The sequence below is a fragment of the Micromonospora sp. WMMD734 genome (genome assembly GCF_049178975.1).
Classification (GTDB): Bacteria; Actinomycetota; Actinomycetes; order Mycobacteriales; family Micromonosporaceae; genus Micromonospora; species Micromonospora wenchangensis.
This window is the reverse complement of sequence record NZ_JBMHMK010000001.1, coordinates 2,332,749-2,355,392: the sequence shown is the minus strand read 5'-3', so window position 1 is coordinate 2,355,392 and position 22,644 is coordinate 2,332,749. Positions and strand designations below refer to the sequence as shown.

General features: G+C 73.3%; 25 protein-coding genes and 1 riboswitch. Of the genes, 19 read left to right on the top strand and 6 right to left on the bottom strand.

What is annotated here, in order from left to right; all coding sequences use genetic code 11:
- Nucleotides 1–24 precede the first annotated feature (24 nt).
- A riboswitch (SAM riboswitch) is annotated at nt 25–137 on the bottom strand.
- Nucleotides 138–204: 67 nt separating this feature from the next.
- On the bottom strand, nt 205–600 hold the full coding sequence (locus tag ACN267_RS09870; protein WP_239485764.1) for a winged helix-turn-helix transcriptional regulator: 396 nt from the start codon (nt 598–600) through the stop codon (nt 205–207).
- Nucleotides 601–720: 120 nt separating this feature from the next.
- On the opposite strand from ACN267_RS09870, the gene ACN267_RS09865 reads away from it, so the two are divergent.
- From ACN267_RS09865 to ACN267_RS09855, 3 genes are all read left to right on the top strand, one after another.
- Complete coding sequence (locus tag ACN267_RS09865; RefSeq protein WP_421488482.1) at nt 721–1,569, top strand: SDR family oxidoreductase; 849 nt, start codon at nt 721–723, stop codon at nt 1,567–1,569.
- A 74-nt stretch (nt 1,570–1,643) separates the two neighbouring features.
- The gene (locus ACN267_RS09860) at nt 1,644–2,180 is read left to right on the top strand and encodes an RNA 2'-phosphotransferase (protein WP_421488481.1); all 537 of its coding nucleotides are present in this window, start codon (nt 1,644–1,646) and stop codon (nt 2,178–2,180) included.
- Between the two features lie 177 nt (nt 2,181–2,357).
- Entirely contained in the window at nt 2,358–3,068 is a 711-nt protein-coding gene (locus ACN267_RS09855) for a GAF and ANTAR domain-containing protein (protein ID WP_204960133.1), read from the top strand.
- 11 nt (nt 3,069–3,079) lie between these two features.
- Here the strand turns inward: ACN267_RS09855 and ACN267_RS09850 are convergent, their stop codons facing one another.
- A complete protein-coding gene (locus ACN267_RS09850; protein ID WP_204960132.1) occupies nt 3,080–3,811 on the bottom strand; it encodes a GAF and ANTAR domain-containing protein in 732 nt (243 codons plus the stop codon).
- Nucleotides 3,812–4,105: 294 nt separating this feature from the next.
- Between ACN267_RS09850 and ACN267_RS09845 the strand changes: the two genes are divergently transcribed.
- The 7 genes from ACN267_RS09845 to ACN267_RS09815 all read left to right on the top strand — a co-directional run bounded on the left by ACN267_RS09845 (nt 4,106) and on the right by ACN267_RS09815 (nt 9,791).
- Nucleotides 4,106–4,738 (top strand): SGNH/GDSL hydrolase family protein, encoded by a 633-nt coding sequence (locus ACN267_RS09845; RefSeq protein WP_281897897.1) that lies wholly within the window; start codon nt 4,106–4,108, stop codon nt 4,736–4,738.
- Between the two features lie 376 nt (nt 4,739–5,114).
- Entirely contained in the window at nt 5,115–5,417 is a 303-nt protein-coding gene (locus ACN267_RS09840) for an urease subunit gamma (RefSeq protein ID WP_145920177.1), read from the top strand.
- The gene (locus tag ACN267_RS09835; RefSeq protein WP_204960130.1) at nt 5,414–5,773 is read left to right on the top strand and encodes an urease subunit beta; all 360 of its coding nucleotides are present in this window, start codon (nt 5,414–5,416) and stop codon (nt 5,771–5,773) included. Before ACN267_RS09840 ends, ACN267_RS09835 begins: the two co-directional genes overlap by 4 nt.
- On the top strand, nt 5,770–7,473 hold the full coding sequence (locus tag ACN267_RS09830) for an urease subunit alpha (RefSeq protein WP_204960129.1): 1,704 nt from the start codon (nt 5,770–5,772) through the stop codon (nt 7,471–7,473). Before ACN267_RS09835 ends, ACN267_RS09830 begins: the two co-directional genes overlap by 4 nt.
- Nucleotides 7,473–8,156: an urease accessory protein UreF gene (locus ACN267_RS09825; RefSeq protein ID WP_281897893.1), complete on the top strand. Its 684-nt coding sequence runs from the start codon at nt 7,473–7,475 to the stop codon at nt 8,154–8,156. The genes ACN267_RS09830 and ACN267_RS09825 overlap by 1 nt, the downstream gene beginning before the upstream one ends.
- The gene (gene ureG, locus ACN267_RS09820) at nt 8,146–8,883 is read left to right on the top strand and encodes an urease accessory protein UreG (RefSeq protein ID WP_421488480.1); all 738 of its coding nucleotides are present in this window, start codon (nt 8,146–8,148) and stop codon (nt 8,881–8,883) included. The genes ACN267_RS09825 and ureG overlap by 11 nt, the downstream gene beginning before the upstream one ends.
- Nucleotides 8,883–9,791 (top strand): urease accessory protein UreD, encoded by a 909-nt coding sequence (locus tag ACN267_RS09815; RefSeq protein ID WP_421488479.1) that lies wholly within the window; start codon nt 8,883–8,885, stop codon nt 9,789–9,791. The genes ureG and ACN267_RS09815 overlap by 1 nt, the downstream gene beginning before the upstream one ends.
- A gap of 216 nt (nt 9,792–10,007) precedes the next feature.
- On the opposite strand, the gene ACN267_RS09810 is transcribed toward ACN267_RS09815, so the two are convergent.
- Complete coding sequence (locus tag ACN267_RS09810; protein WP_204960122.1) at nt 10,008–10,448, bottom strand: MarR family winged helix-turn-helix transcriptional regulator; 441 nt, start codon at nt 10,446–10,448, stop codon at nt 10,008–10,010.
- Nucleotides 10,449–10,543: 95 nt separating this feature from the next.
- On the opposite strand from ACN267_RS09810, the gene ACN267_RS09805 reads away from it, so the two are divergent.
- The 7 genes from ACN267_RS09805 to ACN267_RS09775 all read left to right on the top strand — a co-directional run bounded on the left by ACN267_RS09805 (nt 10,544) and on the right by ACN267_RS09775 (nt 18,840).
- Nucleotides 10,544–11,683, top strand: a complete 1,140-nt coding sequence (locus ACN267_RS09805) for a substrate-binding domain-containing protein (RefSeq protein ID WP_421488478.1) — start codon at nt 10,544–10,546, stop codon at nt 11,681–11,683.
- 634 nt (nt 11,684–12,317) lie between these two features.
- Nucleotides 12,318–13,523, top strand: coding sequence for an urea ABC transporter substrate-binding protein (gene urtA / locus ACN267_RS09800; protein ID WP_239485763.1), 1,206 nt, complete (start codon nt 12,318–12,320; stop codon nt 13,521–13,523).
- Between the two features lie 63 nt (nt 13,524–13,586).
- A complete protein-coding gene (gene urtB, locus ACN267_RS09795; protein WP_204960116.1) occupies nt 13,587–14,474 on the top strand; it encodes an urea ABC transporter permease subunit UrtB in 888 nt (295 codons plus the stop codon).
- A complete protein-coding gene (gene urtC, locus ACN267_RS09790; protein WP_421488477.1) occupies nt 14,471–15,658 on the top strand; it encodes an urea ABC transporter permease subunit UrtC in 1,188 nt (395 codons plus the stop codon). The genes urtB and urtC overlap by 4 nt, the downstream gene beginning before the upstream one ends.
- Nucleotides 15,655–16,410, top strand: a complete 756-nt coding sequence (urtD, locus tag ACN267_RS09785; RefSeq protein ID WP_281897887.1) for an urea ABC transporter ATP-binding protein UrtD — start codon at nt 15,655–15,657, stop codon at nt 16,408–16,410. The genes urtC and urtD overlap by 4 nt, the downstream gene beginning before the upstream one ends.
- A complete protein-coding gene (urtE, locus tag ACN267_RS09780) occupies nt 16,410–17,102 on the top strand; it encodes an urea ABC transporter ATP-binding subunit UrtE (protein WP_281897885.1) in 693 nt (230 codons plus the stop codon). The genes urtD and urtE overlap by 1 nt, the downstream gene beginning before the upstream one ends.
- Nucleotides 17,103–17,202: 100 nt before the next feature.
- Nucleotides 17,203–18,840 carry a CotH kinase family protein gene (locus tag ACN267_RS09775; RefSeq protein WP_421488476.1) on the top strand — a complete coding sequence of 546 codons (1,638 nt, stop codon included), beginning with the start codon at nt 17,203–17,205 and terminating at the stop codon, nt 18,838–18,840.
- On the opposite strand, the gene ACN267_RS09770 is transcribed toward ACN267_RS09775, so the two are convergent.
- From ACN267_RS09770 to ACN267_RS09760, 3 genes are read right to left on the bottom strand one after another with little or no spacing between them, the layout of a single operon-like run.
- Complete coding sequence (locus ACN267_RS09770) at nt 18,837–19,418, bottom strand: Rieske (2Fe-2S) protein (protein ID WP_421488475.1); 582 nt, start codon at nt 19,416–19,418, stop codon at nt 18,837–18,839. The genes ACN267_RS09775 and ACN267_RS09770 overlap by 4 nt on opposite strands.
- Nucleotides 19,415–20,080, bottom strand: coding sequence for a DUF6529 family protein (locus ACN267_RS09765; RefSeq protein ID WP_307821357.1), 666 nt, complete (start codon nt 20,078–20,080; stop codon nt 19,415–19,417). The genes ACN267_RS09770 and ACN267_RS09765 overlap by 4 nt, the downstream gene beginning before the upstream one ends.
- Nucleotides 20,080–20,838, bottom strand: a complete 759-nt coding sequence (locus ACN267_RS09760; protein WP_204960103.1) for a hypothetical protein — start codon at nt 20,836–20,838, stop codon at nt 20,080–20,082. The genes ACN267_RS09765 and ACN267_RS09760 overlap by 1 nt, the downstream gene beginning before the upstream one ends.
- Before the next feature lie 190 nt (nt 20,839–21,028).
- Here ACN267_RS09760 and ACN267_RS09755 point away from each other — a divergent pair, with 190 nt between their 5' ends.
- The gene (locus tag ACN267_RS09755) at nt 21,029–21,970 is read left to right on the top strand and encodes an ion transporter (protein WP_281897879.1); all 942 of its coding nucleotides are present in this window, start codon (nt 21,029–21,031) and stop codon (nt 21,968–21,970) included.
- A gap of 190 nt (nt 21,971–22,160) precedes the next feature.
- Nucleotides 22,161–22,640, top strand: coding sequence for a cation:proton antiporter regulatory subunit (locus ACN267_RS09750; protein WP_281897878.1), 480 nt, complete (start codon nt 22,161–22,163; stop codon nt 22,638–22,640).
- Nucleotides 22,641–22,644: the final 4 nt, after the last annotated feature.

The following is a 22,644-nucleotide window of genomic DNA, read 5'->3' as shown; positions in this document are numbered from 1 at the left end:
TGATCGGTGTCGACCTGGGTGACCAGGCCACGCTTGCACCGGGCCGTTCACCGGTGCCTGGTCCTCACCCGGAGCACCCCACCGTGGCGGAGGGTTGCCGGCCAGCGAGCCGGGGCTTGACGCTGGCGCTCATGACCTGCCCGAAATCTAGCAGCAGCGCCCCGCCGGTCGTCCACCCGTTATGACGGCCCTCACGTCCGCCCCTTACCGTCGGGCGGGTCGCGTGGTGGCCGGCGGGCGGCGCAGGACCTCGGCGTCGTAGCGGACCCGGGCGGCCTGCACGTCGGCGAGGTGGGTGGTGGCCCAGGCTTCCAGGCCGGAGACCAGGTCGAGCAGGCTGTGGCCCAGGTCGGTGAGGGCGTAGTCGACCCGGGGCGGGACGCTGGCGTGCACGGTGCGGGTGACCAGGCCGTCGCGTTCCAGCCCGCGCAGGGTCTGGGTGAGCATCTTCTGGCTGATCCCGTCGATGTGTTCGGCGAGTTCGCCGTAGCGCCGCTCGCCGTCGGCGAGGGTGAGCACGACGAGCACGCTCCACCGGTCGCCGATCCGGTCGATGACCTGCCGGCTGCCGCAGTCGCGTTGGAACGGGTCGGGTCGCATCCCCTTACTCTCCATCAGTGCGTCACAAACTTCAAGGTGCCTACTCTCCGTCGGGAAGTATCGGCTCCCACCTGCGTGTTGGCCAGTACGACAAGAACACGTCATCCGAAGGAGAGCGCCATGTCCGTCGTCGTCACCGGAGCCACCGGCCACCTGGGTCGCCTGATCGTCGAATCCCTGCTGCGTCGGGGCGTACCTGCCGGGCAGATCGTGGCCCTCGGCCGCACCGTGGACCGGCTCGCCGACCTCGCCGACCGGGGTGTCGTGGTCCGGGCGGCCGACTACACCGACCCCGACTCGCTGCGCGCCGCCTTCACCGACGCCGAGAAGCTGATGTTCGTCTCCGGCAGCGAGGTCGGCCAGCGGGTGCCCCAGCACCACAACGTGATCGAGGCCGCCCGACAGGCCGGCGTCGGCCTGGTCGTCTACACCAGCATCGCCCACGCCGACACCTCCGACCTGCTGCTGGCCGCCGAACACCGGGCCACCGAGGAGGAACTGCGCGCCTCGGGCCTGCCGTACGTGCTGCTGCGCAACAGCTGGTACCTGGAGAACTACACAGGTCAACTGGCCAACTACCTGGCCCACGGGGTCGCCGGGTCGGCCGGCGACGGCCGGGTCAGCGCCGCCACCCGGGCCGACTACGCCGAGGCCGCCGCCGTGGTGCTCACCACCGAGGGCCACGCCGGTCAGGTCTACGAACTGGGCGGCGAGGCGTTCACCATGACCGAACTGGCCGCCGAGGTGTCCCGCCAGAGTGGACACGACGTCCGCTACACCGACCTGCCGGTGCCGGCGTACACCGAGGTGCTCGTCTCCGCCGGGCTGCCCGAGCCGTACGCCGCCACCCTGGCCGACGCCGACCGGGGCATCGCCCACGGGGCGTTGTACGTGCCGGTGGAGCACCTGGAGAAGCTGCTCGGTCGCCGGCCCATCACCCTCGCCGAGGCGCTGCGCGTCGCCGGCTGACCCGGCGGCGACGGGCGGGCACGGCACCGGATAACCGGTGGAGCGGGCCCGCCACCGGCCCGACAATGCTCGACATGGATCACCACACGCTGGTGCGGACCAGCAAACGGATCGCACTGGCCCTGCGCCACCGACCCGCCCGGTTCGGACTCGCTCCCGACCCGGGCGGGTGGGTGGCCGTCAGCGACCTGCTGGCCGCCCTGCGGATCGACAGGTCCACCCTCGACGCCGTGGTCGCCGACAACGACAAGCAACGGTTCGCGGTGACCCGGGACGCCGACGGGGTGGACCGCATCCGGGCCAGCCAGGGCCACTCCTACCCGGTCGACCTGGGGCTGACCGGGCAGCCGCCACCCGCCCGCCTCTACCACGGCACCGGGGCCGCGGCCCTCGACTCGATCCGGGCCACCGGGCTCAACCGGGGCGCACGGCACCACGTACACCTGTCGCCGGACGTGTCGACGGCCCGGCGGGTCGGGGCCCGCCGGGGTGGTGCGGTGGTGGTGCTGACCGTCGACGCGGCGGCCATGGCCCGCGACGGCCACACCTTCTACCGCAGCGCCAACGGCGTGTGGCTCACCGACGCGGTGCCGCCCGCCTACCTGGCCTGACCGGCCCCTACGGGTCACCGGCCAGTGGTTCGTGCGGAGGCGGCCGGCTCCGGGTGCGGGTATGGTGCGGATTGTCGCGCACCCCGGTGCGCCGGGCCCACCGTCGGGCCGGGGGCCGACGCGCCACGCGTCCCCGCCACCGCGGCGTGGGGACGTCCGCCGGAAAGGAGTCGCGTGATGGCAGCGCCCCCGCTCTCCCCGCACGACGCCCTGACCCGACTCGGTCGGATCCGCCTCGACGAGGTGGGGGTGGACGAGGTGTTGGGGATGATCGCCGACCTGGCCTGCCGCAGCCTACGCGGGGTGTCCGAGGCGTCGGTGACCCTGCTGCGCGGCGGCAGCCCGCAGAGCGTCGCCGTCACCGGCGACAACGCGCTGCGGCTCGACGAGTGGCAGTACCGGCAGGGCCACGGGCCGTGCCTGGACGCCTCGGTCACCGGCGACACCCTCGTCGTGTCCGACACCGGCACCGAGGAACGCTGGCCGGGCTGGGCGACGCGGGCCGTCGACGCCGGCGTCGGCAGCGTGGTCGCGATCGGCCTGCCGATCCAGGAGGCGGTGGTCGGCGCCCTCAACCTCTACGGCACCCGGCCGCACGCGTTCGACGCCGAGACGGTGGAACTGGCCCGGACGTTCGCCGCGTACGCGGCGGTGGCCCTGGCCAACGCCCACCTCTACGCCAGCACCGCGACCCTGGCCGACCAGATGCGCTCGGCGATGGAGAGCCGGGCGGTGATCGAGCAGGCCAAGGGCATCATTATGGGGCAACGCCGGTGCACCGCCGACGAGGCCTTCGGCATCCTCGCCAAGCTCTCCCAGGACTCCCACCGCCGGCTGCGCGACGTCGCCGCCGCCCTCGTCGGTCGGGCCACCGCCGGTAGCCGCTGAACCGTCCTGTGTCAGCGGTCAGCGGCGGTGGGCTGACCGGGCACCGGCCGGGTGACCTGCCGCACCAGCGCCTCCGCCACGTCCCGCAGCTTGCGGTTGGAGTTCTGTGACACCCGGGCCAGCAGCGCGAACGCCTCGTCGGCCGTGCACCGGCGTTGCCCCATGATGATGCCCTTGGCCTGCTCGATCACCGCCCGGTTGCGCATCGCCTCCTGCATCTGCCCGGCCAGGGTCGCGGTGCTGTCGTAGAGGTGGGCGTTGGCCAGGGCCACCGCGGCGTGGTCGGCGAACGTCCGGGCCGGTGCGGCCAGCGGACCGAACGCGTGCGGCCGGGTGCCGTAGAGGTTGAGGGCACCGACCACCGCCTCCTGGATCGGCAGGCCCAGCGACATCGACGAACACACCCCCACGGCGTGCGCCCGGGCCGCCCACTCCGGCCAGCGTCGTTCCTCGGTCATGTCCGCCACGATCAGCACCGTGCCGGTGGTGGCCGCGTCCAGGCTCGGGCCACGGCCGTGTTCGAACTGCCACCTGTCGAGCTGGAGCGCGACCTCGCCGGTGTGGGCGGCGGTGGTCGCCTCGGTGCCGTGCACCAGGGTCACCGTCACCTCGGCGGCGTCCGGGATGCTCTCCAGGGCCACCTCGGTGATCCGGGACAGGACGGCGTCGAGGCCCATCTCGTCGTGGCGGATGGACCCCAACCGGAGGACAGCCTCGGTGAGGTCGAGCGGTGACTGCGGCATGGCGTCTGACGTCCTTGCGAACCGGCGCGAAACCACCGGCCGGAGCCGGCGGCGCGTGATGATCGGTCCATGCCGGTGGGCCGCGGGTGCAACCGCCGGGACGGGCCGGGGACCGCGCCGCTGCTTGACGCTCACGCACGACACCCGGTGGGGCGTCGGATGCGGAGCACCACTGTACCGGTCGGCCGGCCCGCACCGGCGATGGACACCACCCGCCGCGTCGACTTCTCGGCTGGTGTCCGGGTCGGACAGCGGGGGATGATGGGCGTCCGACAACGACAGGGGAGCGGACGGATGACGGTGGAGATCCCGCGCGACGGCCGGGTGTTGTTCATCGGCGACAGCATCACCGACGCCGGACGGGACCGCAGCGATCCCGCCGACCTCGGGGTGGGCTGGGCGATGATGGCCGCCGCCTGGTTCACCGCGCGGCACCCGGAGTGCCGGGCGACGTTCCGTAACCGGGGTGTCGGCGGTGACCGGGTACGCGACCTGCGGGCCCGCTGGGCGGACGACTGCCTGGCACTGTCCCCGCAGGTCGTGTCGGTGCTGATCGGCATCAACGACACCTGGCGGCGGTACAGCAGCGGCGAGACCACCACCGTCGAGGAGTTCACCGCCGACTACCGGCACCTGCTGGCCGGTGCCCGCGACGCGCTGCCCGGCGTCCGACTGGTGCTGATGGAGCCGTTCCTGCTGCCTGTCGACGACGACCAGCGGCGTTGGCACGAGGACCTGGACCCGAAGATCGACGCGGTACGCAAGCTGGCCGCCGAGTTCGACGCGACGCTGCTCGCGGTGCAGGCGCGGTTCGACGCCGCCGATGTCGACGACCGGGTGTGGACCGACGACGGGGTGCACCTGACCCCGTCCGGTCACGCCGTGCTGGCCCAGCAGTGGCTGGCGGCGGTCACCCCGGGCACCTGACCCCCGGCTGTCCCGCCCGGGGGTCAGCCGTGCCGCTGCCGCAGCCGGCGGCGGGACGGCTCGACACCCCGGCTGCGGGTTCGTGGCGCTTGCGGCCGACCCGTCCGGGCACGCCTGCGGAACGGGTCGGGCCGGCGGGGCGTTGCCACGGCCCGGGGTGATCCTCTACCGTCGGACCAGCGGTTGGCGGTGCGGTCCTTCCCAACCACCACCGCCGAGTGGCCCCGTGGCGGGCCGGGGCCGGTGGGGCCCCGGAGCATCCTGCCGGTGGCCCGTCGGCGGTCCCGTGTGTCCTCCTGCCCTGTGCCCGTTCCGCGCCCCTGGCCCGGTTCCGGCCGTTACGGTGGGAAACACGCCGAGCCGCCCGGGAGATCCCGTGTTCCTCACGCCCCACGAGCAGGACCGCCTGCTCGTCCACGTCGCCGCGGACGTCGCCCGCCGCCGGCGCGAGCGCGGACTGCGCCTCAACTATCCCGAAGCCGTCGCCCTGATCACCGCCTTCCTGCTGGAGGGCGCCCGGGACGGCCGGACCGTCACCGACCTGATGGCCGCCGGCCGGACCGTGCTCGGCCGCGACGACGTGCTGGACGGAATCCCCGAGATGCTGGGGGAGGTGCAGGTGGAGGCGACGTTCCCGGACGGCACCAAGTTGGTGACGGTGCACCACCCGATCCCGTGATCCCCGGGGAGATCCTGCCCGGCGACGGGCCGGTCGAGATCAACGTGGGGCGGCCGGTGACCACCCTGCTGGTGGTCAACACCGCCGACCGGCCGATCCAGGTCGGCTCGCACTACCACTTCGCCGAGACCAACCCGGGGCTGCGCTTCGACCGTGCCGCCGCGTACGGCCAGCGGCTCGCGGTGCCGGCGGGGACGTCGGTGCGCTTCGAGCCGGGCGTCAGCCGTACCGTCGACCTGGTGCCGCTGGGCGGGGCCCGGATCGTGCCGGGGCTGCGCGGCGAGGTCGCCGGCCCCCTCGACCCGGGGCCGGACGCCGACGGGTCCGACCCGCGCGACGCGGAGGCGGGCCGGTGAGCACCGTGGACCGGCGACGCTACGCCGACCTGTACGGCCCGACCACCGGCGACCGGATCCGGCTGGCCGACACCGACCTGCTGATCGAGGTGGAGGTCGACCACTGCGTCGGCGGGGACGAGGCGGTCTTCGGCGGCGGCAAGGTGATCCGTGAGTCGATGGGCCAGTCCCGGGCCACCCGGGCCGAGGGCGCCCTGGACACGGTGATCACCGGCGCGGTGGTGCTGGACCACTGGGGGGTGGTGAAGGCCGACGTCGGGCTGCGCGACGGGCGGATCGTGGCGCTGGGCCGGGCCGGCAACCCGGACACCATGCCCGGCGTCCACCCGGACCTGGTGATCGGCCCGTCCACCGAGGTGATCGCCGGCAACGGGCGGATCCTCACCGCCGGGGCGGTGGACACCCACGTGCACTTCATCTGCCCGCAGATCGTCACCGAGGCGCTCACCTCGGGCATCACCACCCTGGTCGGCGGGGGCACCGGCCCGGCCGAGGGCACCCGGGCCACCACGGTCACCCCGAACGCCTGGCACCTGGCCCGGATGCACGAGGCACTGGACGCCTTCCCGGTGAACGTGCTGCTGCTGGGCAAGGGCAACACGGTCTCCACCGAGGCGCTGTGGGAGCAGTTGCGGGCCGGTGCGGGTGGCTTCAAGCTCCACGAGGACTGGGGGACCACCCCGGCGGCGATCGACGCCTGCCTGCGGGTCGCCGACGCGTCCGGGGTGCAGGTGTCCATCCACACCGACACCCTCAACGAGGCCGGGTTCGTGGCCGACACGTTGCGCGCCATCGCCGGGCGGGCGATCCACTCGTACCACACCGAGGGGGCGGGGGGTGGGCACGCGCCGGACATCATCACGGTGGCCGGGGAGCCGAACGTGCTGCCGTCGTCGACGAACCCGACCCGGCCGTACACCCGCAACACCCTCGCCGAGCATCTCGACATGCTGATGGTCTGCCACCACCTCAACCCGTCGGTGCCGGAGGACCTGGCGTTCGCCGAGAGCCGGATCCGGCCGTCCACGATGGCCGCCGAGGACCTGCTGCACGATATCGGGGCGATCTCCATCATCGGCTCGGATTCGCAGGCGATGGGGCGGGTCGGCGAGGTGATCACCCGGACCTGGCAGAGCGCGCACGTGATGAAGCGCCGGGTGGGCGCGCTGCCCGGCGACGGCCCGGCCGACAACCATCGGGCCCGCCGCTACGTGGCGAAATACACCATCTGCGCGGCGATGGCCAACGGGCTGGAACGGGAGATCGGCTCGGTGGAACCGGGCAAGCTCGCCGACCTGGTGCTCTGGGACCCGGCGTTTTTCGGCGTCCGGCCGCACCTGGTGGTCAAGGGCGGGATGATCGCGTACGCGCAGATGGGCGACGCGAACGCCTCCATCCCCACCCCGCAGCCGATGCTGCCGAGGCCGATGTTCGGCGCGTACGGCGTGGTGCCGGCCGCGACCAGCGTGACGTTCGTCGCGCCGGCCGCGCTGGAGGCGGGCCTGCGGCTGGACGTGCGCCGCCCGCTGGTCCCGGTGGCCGACGTACGCTCGCGGGGCAAGGCCGACCTGCCCGAGAACGGCGCGCTGCCGCGCATCGAGGTCGACCCGGACACCTTCACCGTCCGCATCGACGGGGTGGTGGTCGACCCGGAACCGGTCGTCGAACTGCCCATGGCCCAGCGGTACCACCTGTTCTGATGACCCCGTCGAGCTTGGTGCTGCTGCTGGCCGACGGCAGGTTCCCCGCCGGGGCGCACGCCCACTCCGGTGGCCTGGAGGCGGCGGTGGCGGCCGGCCTGGTCACCGACCCGGCCACCCTGGCCGGGTTCCTGCGCGGCCGGTTGGCCACCGGCGGGCTGGTCGCCGCCGCGTTCGCGGTGGCGGCGCACCGGGCCGCCGGGGTGGTCGACCGCAGGGCGACGCTGGCCCGACTGGACGCCGAACTGGACGCCCGTACCGCCGCCCCGGCGCTGCGGGCGGTCTCCCGCCGGCAGGGCCGGGCGCTGCTGCGGGCCGGGCGGGAGATCTGGCCCGGCGGCGGATTCGACGCCCTGCCCGCCGACCCGTCCGGGCCACACCAGCCGCTGGTGCTCGGCCTGGTCGCCGCCGCCGCCGGCCTGGACCCGGTGGCGGTCGCGACCGTCGCCGCGTACGGCTCGGTCACCGGACCGGCCAGCGCGGGGGTACGACTGCTCGGGCTCGACCCGTACCGGGTGCACGCGGTGCTGGCGGCGCTGGCCGTCGACTGCGACGCCACGGCGGCCCGCGCGGTCGCCACCGCCGACGATCCACCCGAGTGGCTGCCGGCCCCGGCCGCCCCGCTCACCGACATCCACGCCGAAGTCCACACCACCTGGGAGGTGCGTCTCTTTGCGTCCTGAAACCGTATCGCCGACCCCGCACGCGTCGATCCCGCACGACGAGACCGTGCCGCACACCCACCCCGAGCCGGGGGTCGACCCGCACGCCCCGCTGCCGCCCACCGCCCGCCCGCTGCGGGTCGGCATCGGCGGGCCGGTCGGGTCGGGCAAGACCGCGCTGGTCGCGGCGCTGTGCCGGGCGTTCGCCGACGAGCTGCGCCTGGGCGTGGTCACCAACGACATCTACACCACCGAGGACGCCGACTTCCTGCGCCGGGCCGGGGTGCTCGACCCGGCGCGGATCCGGGCGGTGGAGACCGGCTGCTGCCCGCACACCGCGATCCGCGACGACATCGGCGCGAACCTCGACGCCATCGACGAGTTGGTCGACGGGGTCGGGCCGTTGGACCTGGTGCTGGTGGAGAGCGGTGGGGACAACCTCACCGCCACCTTCAGCCGGGGGCTGGTCGACCGGCAGATCTTCGTGGTCGACGTCGCCGGGGGCGACAAGGTGCCCCGCAAGGGCGGGCCCGGGGTGACCGCCGCCGACCTGCTGGTCATCAACAAGACCGACCTGGCCCCGCTGGTCCGGGCCGACCTGTCGGTGATGGACCGCGACGCCCGGGCCCGGCGGGGGGACCTGCCGACGGTGTTCCTGTCCATCGTGGGCGACCCGCTGGCCACCGGGGTGGCAGACTGGGTCCGCCACGAGCTGTCCCACCATCGCGGCCGGCTGGCCGTCGCCTGATGCGCGCGGTCGCCCGGGTGGTGGCGGTCGCCGACCGGCAAGGCCGCACCGTGCTGCGCGAGCTGCGCGGCGAGTCGCCGCTGCTGCTGCGCCAGGCCGCCGCCGAACAGGGCGTCCCCACGGTGTACGTCGTCGGCGGCGCGGCCGGTCCGCTGGCCGGTGACGACCTGCGGTTGAGCGTCGAGGTGGGGCCGGGGGCGACGGTGCGGGTGCGTACCGTCGCCGCCTCGGTGGCCCTGCCCGGCCGGGCAGGGGCGGTCTCCCGGATGCGGGTCGAGGCGGTGGTGCACGACGGCGGCACCCTGCACTGGTTGCCGGAGCAGTTGGTCGCGGCGGCCGGCTGCGACCACGTCGCCGAGTCCCGGGTGACCCTCGCCGAGGGGGCCCGGCTGCTCTGGCGCGAGGAACTGGTCTGCGGCCGGTACGGCGAACCCGCCGGTGACGTCGTGGTGGCCACCTCGGTCGACCACGCCGGCCGGCCGCTGCTGCGCCAGTCCCTGGCGGTCGGCCCGGCCGCTCCCGGCTGGGCCGGGCCGGCGGTGCTGGGCGGGGCGACGGCGACCGGTTCACTGCTGGTGGTCGGTCCCGCCGCCGCGTCGGGACCGGCCACCGTGGACGGCGGCGGTCAGCCCCGGGGCCGGGTGCTCCCCGCCGGCCCCGGGGCGTCCGCCGCCTGGCTGCCGCTGGCGGGCGGCCCGGCGGCCCTGCTCACCGCCACCGCCGTCGACGCGCACACCCTGCGTACCCTGCTCGACTTCCCGGCCGACGCGCACAGCCCGCCTGCCCTGCTCACCACCCCGGCCGACGGGCACAGCCCGCCCGGGGGCGTAGCCGCAGCGGGGGTGCCGGGGGCAGGTCCGCGTCGGCCCACCGCCCGCACCGGGACCGACGTGGTGCCGGTCGCCTAGCAGCCCGCACCCCGCACCTGTCACCGGCCGGGCCCCTGCCTCGCTTCCGCCCTCGGCCCGGGCGGCGCGGGGTGCGGTGGTGTCGACCGCGAGGGCTTCCTGCCGGGCGTCGCTGCCGCCCGGCGAGCCGGTCGGCGACCTGTCGTGTCGGCACCCGCGCCGGATCGCCGCCGGCCATGCGCCGGGCGGAATCCCTGGTGGACCGGGTCGTTCCGGTCAGCCGGCCCGGACCGGCTGCCGGCGTGGGTCGAGCCGGGCGACCAGGTCGACGAGCTGCCCGGTCAGCTCCGCGTCATCGATGATCCCGGCCAGCTCGACCCGGACGAGGGCGTCGATGCGCTCGTGTTCGCGCCGGCCCCGGGGGGTCAGGTAGGCCCGGATGCGTCGCCTGTCGAACGGGTCGATCCGGCGGTGCACCAGGTTCTGGTCGACGAGCTGGTCGACGATCTTGGTCAGGGTGCCCGGCGGTAACGACTCCTCGGTGGAGACCTCGCTCATCGGGTGGCCCTGCCCGTCGGCGAGGCGGCAGAGCACCCGCCACGCCTCGACGGTGAGCCCCTCGGTGGTGAGCACCGCGCCGACCCGGCGGGCGAGCAGCCGTTCGGCGCGGGTCAGCGCGCGCATCAGGTCGACGGGCGTCGTGGGATCGTCGGCCATGTCTCTCCCCGTTCGGTGGGTTGCCATGTTACCGAAGCGTCCCGGTTTTCGGTCGGGTCTGGTGGCCCGCCAGGGTTGCCGGCAATCATGTCAGCATGTCCGTGCCGGTGCCCGGCCCCCACGGCGTGCCGGAGCCGTCGCCCCGCCCGGGCGGCCCGGCCGGGGCGGCCCCCTGGTTGACCGTCGACCGGTCGGTGGTCAGTGTCGCGCTGGTCTTCCCGATGCGCGGCCCGGCCGGCATGTTCGGCCCCACCTGTGAGCTGTGCGCCCAGTTGGCGGTGGAGGAGGTCAACCGGGCCGGTGGGGTGCTCGGCCGGGAGCTGCGGCTGGTGCCGGTCGACGGCGGTGCGCCACCGGCGCAGGTCGCCGCCGAGGTGGAGGCATTGGTGTCCACGGGCGCGGTGCAGGGGGTCACCGGCTGGCACATCTCGTCGGTCCGGCAGGCGGTGGCGCCCCGGATCGCGCACCGGGTGCCGTACGTCTACACCGCGCTGTACGAGGGCGGGGAGCGTACCGAGGGGGTGTTCCTGACCAGCGAGACGCCCGACGCCCAGCTCCGGCCGGCGATGCGGCTGCTCGCCCGGGAGCAGGGGGTACGCCGCTGGTACCTGGTGGGCAACGACTACGTCTGGCCGCGCCGCACCGCGCAGGCCGCCCAGCGGTACGCCCGCGACGACGGGGCGCGGGTGTGCGGGCGGGCGTTCCTGCCGCTGGGCACCGAGGACTTCGGGCCGGTGCTGCGGGAGATCGAGCGGGCCGAGGCCGACGCGGTGCTGATGCTGCTCGTCGGCGCCGACGCCGTCCGGTTCAACCGCGCCTTCGGCCGTTCCGCACTGGACCAGCGGTGCCTGCGGCTGAGCACCCTGATGGACGAGAACATGCTGCTGGCCAGCGGTGTCGGCGGCACCCGCCGGCTGTTCAGCACGGCCGGGTTCTTCGCCGGCCTGGTCACCCGGGAGAACCTGGACTTCCACGGGGCGTTCGCCAGCCGGTTCGGGGTGGACGCGCCGCCGCTGGGCAGCCTGGGGGAGTCCTGCTACGAGGGCGTGATGCTGCTCGCCGCCCTGATCGCCCGCGCCCGCACCCTGGACGTCCGCGCCATCGGGGCGGCGGCGGACGCGGTCACCTACCACGGCCCCCGGGGCGAGTTGCAGCTGCGCCGTCGGCACGTGCGCCAACGCATCTACCTCGCCGAGGCCGACGGCCTCGACTTCACCGTCCTGGCCGAACTCTGACCCCCGCGCTCCCCCTCCCGCCCGTCCCGCCCCCGGTTGTCCCCGCTTGTCCCGGTTGTTGTCCCCGGTGATCAAGAGGTTTACGTCAGTTCCAGCGCCACGGCTGACGTAAACCTCTTGATCACGCGGGCGGGGGATGGGCGGGGCGCGGGGCGCGGGGTGGGTGGGGGAGTGGGGGGTGTTGACAGGGGGGTGGGTGGGGGTTCTAGGATGCTTCCTGCGTGAAGTAATCGCCATTCCTGCGTATTGTTGGGTGGGTCTGGTGGTTGGGGTTCCACCCTGTGTCGGGCGGGCTTTGCGCTTTTTGTGATCGGTCATCGTGCATTGTGCGGTGGCCTTTTTTGTGTGTGTCGAGATCGGCCCGGGAAACAGTCAATTAAGGGCCGGGAAACGTGGCGGCAATCAAGTGGGCAGAGGCTTTTGCTGCCCGGAAGTCCACTGCGGACCGCCGCCGTGACGCCCCACCCGTCGCGCGACGAGGCCGCCGACGTGCACCGCGACCGCACCGCCTACCAATCATTGACAGCAATATCTGCCGGCCAGTGTGGGCCGGCACGGAAACTATCCGGCGAACATCGCTCCGCAGGGAGAATGAATGTCACAGTTCCGGGGCCGCCGCATCCTGGCGGGCGCCATGACACTGATTGCCGCCGCCGCGCTCGCCGGTTGTGGCAGCAAGACCTCCGACGAGAAGTCGACAGCCGGGGTCAGCGCCGACGTGTCCGGCGACACCGTCAAGGTCGGCCTGCTCAATTCGCTCTCCGGCACCATGGCCATCAGCGAGGTCACCGTGCGGGACTCCATCATGCTCGCCGTGGAGGAGATCAATGCCGCCGGCGGCGTGCTGGGCAAGAAGATCGTCCCGGTCGGTGAGGACGGCGCGTCCGACTGGCCCACCTTCGCCGAGAAGGCCGAGAAGCTGATCTCCCAGGACCGGGTCGCCGCCGTCTTCGGCTGCTGGACGTCGGCCAGCCGCAAGGCCGTCAAGCCGGTCTTCGAGAAGAACAAGGCGCTGCTGTTCTACCCGGTGCAGTACGAGGGGCTGGAGCAGTCGCCGTACATCTTCTACACCGGGGCCACCACCAACCAGCAGATCGTGCCCGGCCTGGACTACCTCAAGGCGCAGGGTAAGAAGTCGGTCTACCTGGTGGGCAGCGACTACGTCTTCCCGCGTACCGCCAACAAGATCATCAAGGCGTACGCGGCGGCGAACGGGATGACCGTGCTCGGCGAGGACTACGCCCCGCTCGGCTCCACCGAGTTCGGCACCATCGTCAACAAGGTCCGCTCGTCGAAGGCCGACGCGGTGTTCAACACCCTCAACGGCGACAGCAACGTGGCGTTCTTCAAGGAGTACACCTCCGCCGGGCTGACCGCCGCGAGCATGCCCGTGGTGTCGGTGTCGATCGCCGAGGAGGAGGTCAAGGGCATCGGCACCCAGTACCTCAAGGACCAGCTGACCGCCTGGAACTACTACCAGACCACCCCCGGCGCGGCGAACCAGAAGTTCGTCGCCGCGTACAAGGCCAAGTACGGCGCGGACAAGCCGACCAGCGACCCGATGGAAGCCGCCTACGTCGCGGTGTACCTGTGGAAGGCGATGGTCGACAAGGCCGGCACGTTCGAGGTGGAGAAGGTCCGGGCCGCCTCCGGCGGCATCACCTTCGACGCCCCGGAGGGCCTGGTCACCGTGGACGGCCCCACCCAGCACATCGCCAAGACCGCCCGGATCGGCAAGGTCGGCGCGGACGGGCTGATCACCGAGGTGTGGAACTCGGGCCAGCCGATCACGCCCGACCCGTACCTGAAGAGCTACCCCTGGGCGAGCGGCCTGAGCTGACCGATCCCGGCCCGGGCGGGAGGCACCCTCGCCCGGGCCGACCCACCACTTCGGAGCGCGAACGTGACAGTCCTCTTCGGTCAGCTCTTCACCGGCATCAGCATCGGCGCGGTGCTGCTGCTCATCGCCCTCGGCCTGGCGCTGACCTTCGGCCAGATGAACGTGATCAACATGGCGCACGGCGAGTTCATCATGGCCGGCGCCTACACCACCTACGTGCTCCAGCAGACCGTGACCGCCGCCGGCTGGTCGCTGCTGGTGGCGCTGCCGGTCGCCTTCGCGGTGGCCGGCGTCATGGGCGTGCTGCTGGAGGTGCTGCTGATCCGCCGCCTCTACGCCCGCCCGCTGGACACCCTGCTGGTCACCTGGGGCGTCTCGCTGATGCTCCAGCAACTGGCCCGCGACGTCTTCGGCAGCCCCAACGTGCAGACCCGGGCCCCGGCGCTGCTGACCGGCAACATCTCCCTGCCCGGCGGGCTGACCGTCGCCAACAACCGGCTGTTCATCCTGGCCCTCGCGCTGGCCGCCGTGCTGGCGCTGACCCTGGCGCTGCGGCTCACCCCGCTCGGGCGACGCATCCGCGCGGTGGTGCAGAACCGCGACCTCGCCGCCGTCTCCGGCATCCCCACCGCCCGGGTCGACCGGACCACCTTCTTCATCGGCTCCGGGCTGGCCGGCGTCGCCGGGGTCGCGCTGACCCTGCTCGGGCCGATCGGCCCGACGATGGGCACCAACCTGATCATCGACGCCTTCCTGGTCGTCGTGGTCGGCGGTATCGGCCAGCTCAAGGGCAGCGTGATCGTCGCCTTCGCGCTGGGCGTGCTCCAGGCCACCGGCGAGTACCTCACCACGCTCAGCGTCGCCAAGGTGATCGTCTTCGTGGCGATCGTGGCGTTCCTCCAGTGGCGGCCCCAGGGGCTGTTCACCCTGCGTACCAGGAGCCTCGCATGACCGCCGCGCCGCTGGTCGGCACCGATCCCGCCAGCGCTGCCGGCACCCCGGCCGGCGGCTGGCGGGGCCGCCGGTTCGAGGGCCCGGCCCGGACCGCCGCCGGGTTCGCCCTCGGCGCGGCGCTGCTGTTCGCCGTGGCTCCGCTGACCCTGTCGGACTTCCGGCTGTCGCTGCTGGCCAAATACCTGTGCGTGGCGATGGTCGCGGTCGGTATCGGCATCGCCTGGGGCCGGGGCGGCATGCTCACCCTCGGCCAGGGGGTGTTCTTCGGCCTCGGCGGCTACGCGATGGCCATGCACCTCAAGCTCGCCGACGCCGGCCCCGGCGAACTGCCCGACTTCATGCAGCTCTACGGCCAGCTCGACGAGTTGCCGCTGTGGTGGCGGCCGTTCGCCAGCCCGTGGATCGCGCTGCCGGCCACCGTGCTGCTGCCGATGGCTGTCGCGTTCGGCCTCGGCTCGCTGGTGTTCCGCCGCCGGGTCCGCGGCGCCTACTTCGCCATCCTCAGTCAGGCGCTCGCCGCCGCGATGGTGATCCTGCTCGTCGGCCAGCAGGGCACCACCGGCGGCACCAACGGCCTCACCGACATCCAGGGCTTCTTCGGGTACGACCTGGACGACCCGGTCAACCAGCGGATGGTCTACTTCATCATCGCCGCCAGCCTGCTCGCGCTGCTGGCCCTGGCCCGGCAACTCATCCGCAGCCGCTACGGCGAGTTGCTGGTCGCCGTCCGCGACGGCGAGGAACGGGTCCGCTTCCTCGGCTACGACCCGGCCGGCGTCAAGCTCGTCGGCTACGTGATCGCCGCCGGGATGGCCGGTCTGGCCGGGGCGCTGTTCGTCCCGGCGGTGGGGATCATCTCGCCCGCGCTGATCGGGATCGTGCCGTCCATCGAGTTCGTCATCGGCGTCGCGGTGGGTGGCCGGGCCACCCTGCTCGGCCCGGTGCTCGGCGCGGTGGCGGTGGCCTGGGCGCGGACCGCCCTGTCGGAACGGTTCCCGGGCACCTGGACGTACCTGCAGGGGTTGCTGTTCGTGCTGGTGGTGGCGTTCCTGCCGGGCGGCCTGGCGTCGCTGTGGGTGCTGGCCCGCAAGCGCCGGTCGGACCCGGCCGGCGCGCGGTGGTGGCGGCGGAGCCGGGTGGCAGACCCGGCCGAGGCCCGAACGGAGGTGTCGGCGGCATGACCGGTACGCAGCTCGACGGCCTGTGCGTACGCGACCTGCGGGTCACCTTCGACGGGTTCACCGCCGTCGACGGGGTCGACCTCGACGTGCCGCCCGGGGACATCCGGTTCCTGATCGGCCCCAACGGGGCGGGGAAGACCACGGTGGTCGACGCCGTGACCGGGCTGGTCCGGGCCACCGGCTCGGTCCGCTTCGGCGACCGGGAACTGCTCGGCCGGGACGTGCACCGCATCGCCCGGCTCGGCATCGGCCGGACCTTCCAGACCGCCTCGGTCTTCGAGGAGCTGACCGTGGTGCAGAACCTCGACATCGCCGCCGGGGCCACCCGGAGCTGGTGGACGCTGGCCCGACGACGCAACCGGATCCCCGACGAGGTGGCCGCCGCGCTGGAGACGATCGGGTTGGCCGACCGGGGTGACCAGCCGGCCGGCGCGCTGGCGCACGGGCAGAAGCAGTGGCTGGAGATCGGCATGCTGCTGGTCTCCGACGCCCGGCTGCTGCTGCTCGACGAGCCGGTCGCCGGGATGAGCCACGAGGAACGCGACGCCACCGGCGTCCTGCTGGAGACGGTCAGCCGGGACCGCACCGTGGTGGTCATCGAACACGACATGGACTTCCTGCGCCGCTTCGCCCGCAGCGTGACCGTGCTGCACGCCGGGAAGGTGCTCAGCGAGGGCACCGTCGCCCAGGTCCAGGCGGACCCCCGGGTGCAGGAGGTCTACCTCGGCGTCGACACCGCACCGGAGGCGTGATGTTGGAGTTGCGTGGGATACACGCCGGCTACGGCCGCAGCGAGGTGCTGCACGGGGTGGACGTGGCCGTCCCCGCCGACGGGGTGGCCGCCGTGCTCGGCCACAACGGCGCGGGCAAGAGCACCCTCCTGCGGGTCGCCGTCGGGCTGCTGCGCCCCCGCGCCGGCACGGTCACCCTCGACGGGGAGGACGTCACCCGGCTCGCCCCGCACCAGCGGGTCGCCCGGGGCCTGGCGTACGTGCCGCAGGGCCAGCAGTGCTTCCCGCACCTGACGGCGGCGGAGAACCTGCGGCTGGTGGCCGACGGTCGGCGCGACGGGGCCGCCGCCACCGCCGAGGCGCTGGACCTGTTCCCGGCGTTGCGGAGTCTGCTGCGGCGGCGGGCCGGGCTGCTCTCCGGCGGTCAGCGTCAGCAGTTGGCCATCGCCCGTGCGCTGGTCACCCGGCCCCGGCTGCTGCTGCTCGACGAGCCCACCGAGGGCATCCAGCCGTCGGTGGTCGCCGAGATCCAGGACCGGATCGTCGAGCTGACCACCGGGGCCGGGATCCGGGTGCTGCTGGTCGAGCAGCACCTCGGCTTCGCGTTGCGGGTGGCGACCCGGCACTACGTGCTGGAGTCCGGCCGGGTCACCGCCACCGGCGACGGTGGCCGGGACGCCGAACGGTCGGTCCGCCAGGCGCTCGCGGTCTGAGAGTGCAGGACTGATCACCGAAAGTGACATCCCCTGTAACATCGGCGTGCGTAGATGGATCGGAGTGTGCTCCAGCCGCCCGTGACGCAGGGGAGTGACTGTGCGGAATCTGCCGGCCCGGATCCTGGGCGTCGTGACCGCGATCTCGCTCGGGGTGGCCGGCGTCCCGTCGCCGACCCCGGCCCGGCCGGCCGGCGCGCCGGCCACCGCCGCCCCGGCGGCGGACCCGGCCGACGAGCTGACCGGCGACATCGTCTTCTCCGTGCCGAGCGGCACCTTCCGGGACGCGTTCGCGGTCTCGTTGCGCACGACGGTGGCCGACGCCGAGATCCGCTACACGACGGACGGGTCACTGCCCCGCGCGGACTCCCCACGCTACGACGACACCCCGCTGACTGTCTCCGCCACCACCCAGCTACGGGCCGGGGCGTTCGTCGACGGGGTGGCGACCGGCGACCCCGGCACCGCCCTCTACGTCGAGCGGGCCGTGGACGTCAGCCTCGACCTGCCGATCCTGCTGATCGACGGGTACGGCCGGGGTGCGCCGGGACGGGAGTTCGTCGACGCCGCCGCGCTGCTGTTCGCGCCGACCGGCGGACACGCGTCGCTCGCGACGCCACCCACCCTCGCCACCCGGATCGGTTACCACCTGCGCGGCACGTCGAGTTCGCTGTTCGACAAGGCGCCCTACCGGGTCGAGTTCCGCGACAACGAGGACGACGACGTCGACCTGCCGGTGCTCGGGATGCCGGCCGAGTCCGACTGGGTGCTGCGCGGGCCCTACACCGACAAGGCGTTGATCCGGGAGGCGTTCACCTTCGACCTGGCCCGCGAGATCGGATTCCAGGCGCCCCGGTACGCCTTCGTCGAGTTCTACCACAACGTCGCGGACCGGCCGGTGGCCGCCGAGGACTACCAGGGCGTCTACCTGATCGTCGAAACCATCAAGAACGCCAAGAACCGGCTCGACCTCAAGGAGCTCGACCCCGACGACGTCACCCTGCCGGCCATCACCGGTGGGTACATCGTCAAGTTCGAGTGGCTGACGGCCGAGGAACCCACCCTGGAGTGCCAGGGCCGGCCCGCGACCTGCTGGCACTACCTGGAGGTGGTCGACCCCTCGCCGCTGCAACCGGAGCAGCAGGCCTGGCTGACCGGGCACCTCCAACAGTTCAACGACCTGATGCAGTCCCGCGACTTCGCCGATCCGGTGACCGGCTATCCCGCCTGGATCGACGTGGGATCGTTCGTCGACTCGTTCATCCTCAACGAACTGACCCGCAACTTCGACGCCTACGCCCGCAGCTCGTACTTCTACAAGGACCGGGGTGGCAAGATCACCGCCGGGCCGCTGTGGGATCTCGACCTCACCTACGGCATCGGCGGCGGGGACAACCTGGAGACCACCGGCTGGCAGTACGAGCAGCCCCGGTGGCCGAAGCCCAACAACTGGATCAACCGGTTGGTCACCGACCCCGGGTTCATGGCGCTGGTCCGGGCCCGCTGGGCCGAGCTGCGGCGGGGCCCGCTGTCGGCCGCCGGGCTCGACGCGCGCCTCGCCGGTCTCACCGCGCCGCTGGCCAACGCCGCCGACCGCAACTTCCAGCGGTGGCCGAACCTGACCACCGAGAAGATCGGACCCATCGTCACCCCGACCGCCGACACGTGGCAGGGGCAGCTCGACTACCTGCGGGACTGGCTGGACCGCCGGATGGCGTGGCTGGACTCGGCGATCTAGGCCAGCCGGATGTCGTCGCCGTCGACCGTCACCGCCCGGGGCGGCAGCGGGCTCCCGGCCGGGCCGCTGCGCACCGCGCCGTCGGCGATGCCGAAGACACTGTTGTGGCAGCCGCAGACGATGGTGCCGTCCTTGACCGAGGTGACCGTGCAGCCCTGGTGGGTGCAGGTCGCCGAGAACGCCTTGATGGTGCCCGCGGCCGGTTGGGTCACCACCACGCCCTCGGCCTTGAAGATCTTGCCGCCCCCGACCGGGATGTCCGCCACCGCGGCCAGCGCCGCCGGGGCGGGCGGCTGCTCGCCGCCACCGGCGGGGGAGCCGCTCGCCCCGGCGGACGGCCCGGCCGGTGCGCTGCCGCCCGGCGAGGCGTCGGCCGGCGCGGCGGCCGATCCGCCGGTCTGCGGCGCCGCGGCCGGCGTGGTCGGCTCGCCATACGTCTGGCAGCCGGTGAGCAGGGCGGTCACGCCCACCCCACCGGCACCGGCCAGCACCGCCCGCCGGGACGCGCACCCGGTCCCACGCTCGTCGCACATCTGCCCGTCGTTCCTCTCCCGTGCCCCGAGCCCGTCGCGCGTCACGTGCCCACCCCGAAGGTGGTGAAGTACCACAGCGACGAGGTCACCCAGATCCCCATCAGGACGGTGAAGACCAGCCCACCGACGACCGGCAGCACCCACCCGGCCAGCCCCCGCTTGGGCAGCGCCAGCATCTTCATGGTGAACACCCCGAAGAAGAGGCAACCGAGCAGCGAGTGCAGCAGGGTCCGCAGGTCGTAGTCGGCGAAACCCAGCGCGTAGAGGCAGTGCACCGCCACCGGGACGGTCAGCAGGAACGCCACCCGGCCGCTCCACCGGTGCAGCCCACCCGCCCAGGAGGGCGAGAAGCCACCGAGCCGGCCCCACATCGCCAACGCGCTGAGCAACTGCACCACGGCGAAGAAGGCCGCTCCGGTGCCCAGCCAGACCTTGACCGTCTGGGGGCTGGAGAAGCCGGCCACGTTGACCGCGATCCCGGTGGGCTGGTGCATCCGGCCGTACGCCCCGAGGGCCACCGCGACCGCCGCCCCGACCAGCAGCGGCACGAGCAGCGAGGCGGGCGGGGCACCGGAGCCGGTGGACGGCACGCCGATCGGGGCGGGCGGGGTCACGGCGGGTGGGGGGTCGGACAGGACCCGGACGGGCGGCCCGTCGTCGAGGTCGCGTCCCACGTCGATCTCGAACCTGCGGCGTGCCGTCGTCATCACGCACCGGACCCCGGGTCGGCCACGACCGGTGACGCGGTGACGGTCCGGCCGTCGAGGATGGTGGTGCCGAACGCGGGGTCCAGCGGCGGGGCCGACACGGGCACACCGTCGCGGGTGACCACCCCGATCTGGCTGCCGTCGGGCAGCATGATCCAGCCGCCGTCGACGCCGGCGCGGCGCTGCTGGGCGGTGGCCCGGTAGAGCACCGGGTCGGGCTTGCCGGTCTGCTTGGCGGTGAACTTCCACCGGCGCTGACCCACCACCATCTCGCCGGAGGCGACGCCGTCGCCGAACGACCCGGTGAGCACCTCGCCCTTCTTGCCGGTCAGCTTCATCCGGCCGTCGGCGGCGGTGCCGTTGAGCCACACCTCCAGCTTCTTGCCGTCGCAGACGTACGCCACCGCCTTGCCGTCGGTGACGGTGATCGCGATGGTGGCGCCGCCGTCGAGTCGGCCGGTCCAGTTCGAGTCGGCCTGCTTCGCCGGTGGCGGCGTGGTCGGCGGCGTGGTCTGCGCCGGGCCGGGCTGGCCCCCCGCCGGCGCCGCCGGGGTGGCGTCCGGCTCGGCCGCCGGGTCGGCGTCCGGCTCCGCGGCCGGGGCGGCGGGCGACACCACGGCGGCCTCGGGCGGGCTCGTCGCGGGCGCGGCCGCACCGGCATCGACCGTACGCGGTGCCGCCTGGGCGCTCATCGCGAACAGGACGGCGGCCATGCCCGTCCCGGTCAGCAGGGTGAGCAACGGGGTCGTGCGCTTCATGAGCAGCTCCCTTCGCCTGGTGGTACGAAGCCGGGGCGCTGGTCGTTCAATGTCGGGACGAGAACCTGCGATCGCCGGCGGCCGGGTGCCCGGTCCATCACCGACGGTCACCGTCCCGGGTGGCCGATAGGGTGTCGGGATGGCCGCCACGATCCCGTACCGCCCCGGGGCCGGGTGACAGGTGCCGTCCGTGCCCGTCCCCACCCGACGGCGTCCCGCCGATCCGCCGCCCGTCCGCCCCGCCGGTCTCGCCCAGCGGTGTGCCCGGATCACCCGCTCGCGCCCGTTCGAGGCGGCGATCGTGGTACTCATCATGGCCAACGCGGCGGTGCTCGGGGTCGAGACCTACCCGGATCTCGGTGCGGCCCGACCTGCGCTGCACTGGCTGGAGCTGAGCTTCCGGGCCGCCTTCGTCGCCGAGATCGCCGTCCGGGTGCTGGCGTACGGGCGTCGGCCGCAGGACTTCCTGCGGCACGGCTGGAACGTGTTCGACCTGGTGGTGATCGCGGCGATCTTCCTGCCCGGGCTGCACGGCGACTCGGCGTTGCTGCGGGTCGTCCGGGTGGCCCGGGTGCTGCGCCTGGTGCGTTTCTCGCCGGGTCTGCGCACCATCGTGGCCGCGCTGTGGCGCAGCCTGCCCGGTGTCGGCGGGTTCCTCGCGCTGGCCATGGTGACCCTCTACGTCTACGGCATGGCCGGCTGGCTGATTTTCGGCCGGGCCTACCCGGAGCAGTACGGCGACATCGGCAGGTCGCTGCTGACCCTGTTCGTGCTGCTGTCCCTGGAGACCCTGCCGGACCTGGTCGAGCAGGGGTTGGCGCTGTCCCCGTGGACCCTCGTCTACTACGTCAGCTACGTGCTCATCACGGTCAACCTGCTGCTGAACATCCTGATCGCGGTCATCGTGAACTCGATGGAGGAGGCCCGCCGGTTGGAGATGACCGAGCGGCTGGCGCCCGGCTACGACGCCGACGGCGACGGGGTGCCCGACGAGGTGGACCGGATCGCCCTGACCCAGCGCCTGGACGACCTGCGGGCGGTCATCGCCGAACTGGAACGGGAGCTGCGCATCGACCGGGACGAGCCGGCGGCCCGCCACCGGCCGACCGCCGAGCGCACCGACGCCCGCTGACCGGGCGACCCGCCCTCCGGCGGTCGTCCCCGGGCGTCGGCCGTCGATCCCGGCACTGTCCCGACGTCGCCGTCTCCCACTGGTCGGGACGGTGGCGGTGGGCGATCACGCCCTGATCATGATAGGGATGAAGGGGCGCGCGGCCGTTACCGGCCGGACGCCCCTTCGGTGATGGGCGAGGGAGGTAGGCATGCGGTTCGAACGGACGGTTCTTCCCGGGGTCGGACTCTGCCAGCGCTTCGCCACCACGAACGGCCAGTGGGCCAGCGTCATCTCCCATCCGGGCGGTCGGCGCGACATCGTGATCTACCACCCGGAGGACGGCGACACCGCCCTCGCCACGCTGGTGCTCGACCAGTCCGAGGCGCAGGCCGTCGCCGCCGTGCTCAACCAGGCGGTCACCGTCGACCACCTCGCCGAGCTGGAACGCCAGCTGCCCGGCGTCACCGTGGTGCGAATACCCGTCGCCGTGGACAGCGTCGGTGACGGAAAACGCTGGCGGGACACCGCGCTGTCCGGCCGGCCGCTGTCGCTGCTGGCGGTGGTCCGCGCCGGCCGCGTGATCCCGACCCCCGGCGACGACGTCGTCCTGCTCGCCGGGGACGAGGTGGTCGTCGCGGGTACGGAGGCGGCCACCACCTCCGCCGCGGACGTGCTCGCCGGTCACTGACCGG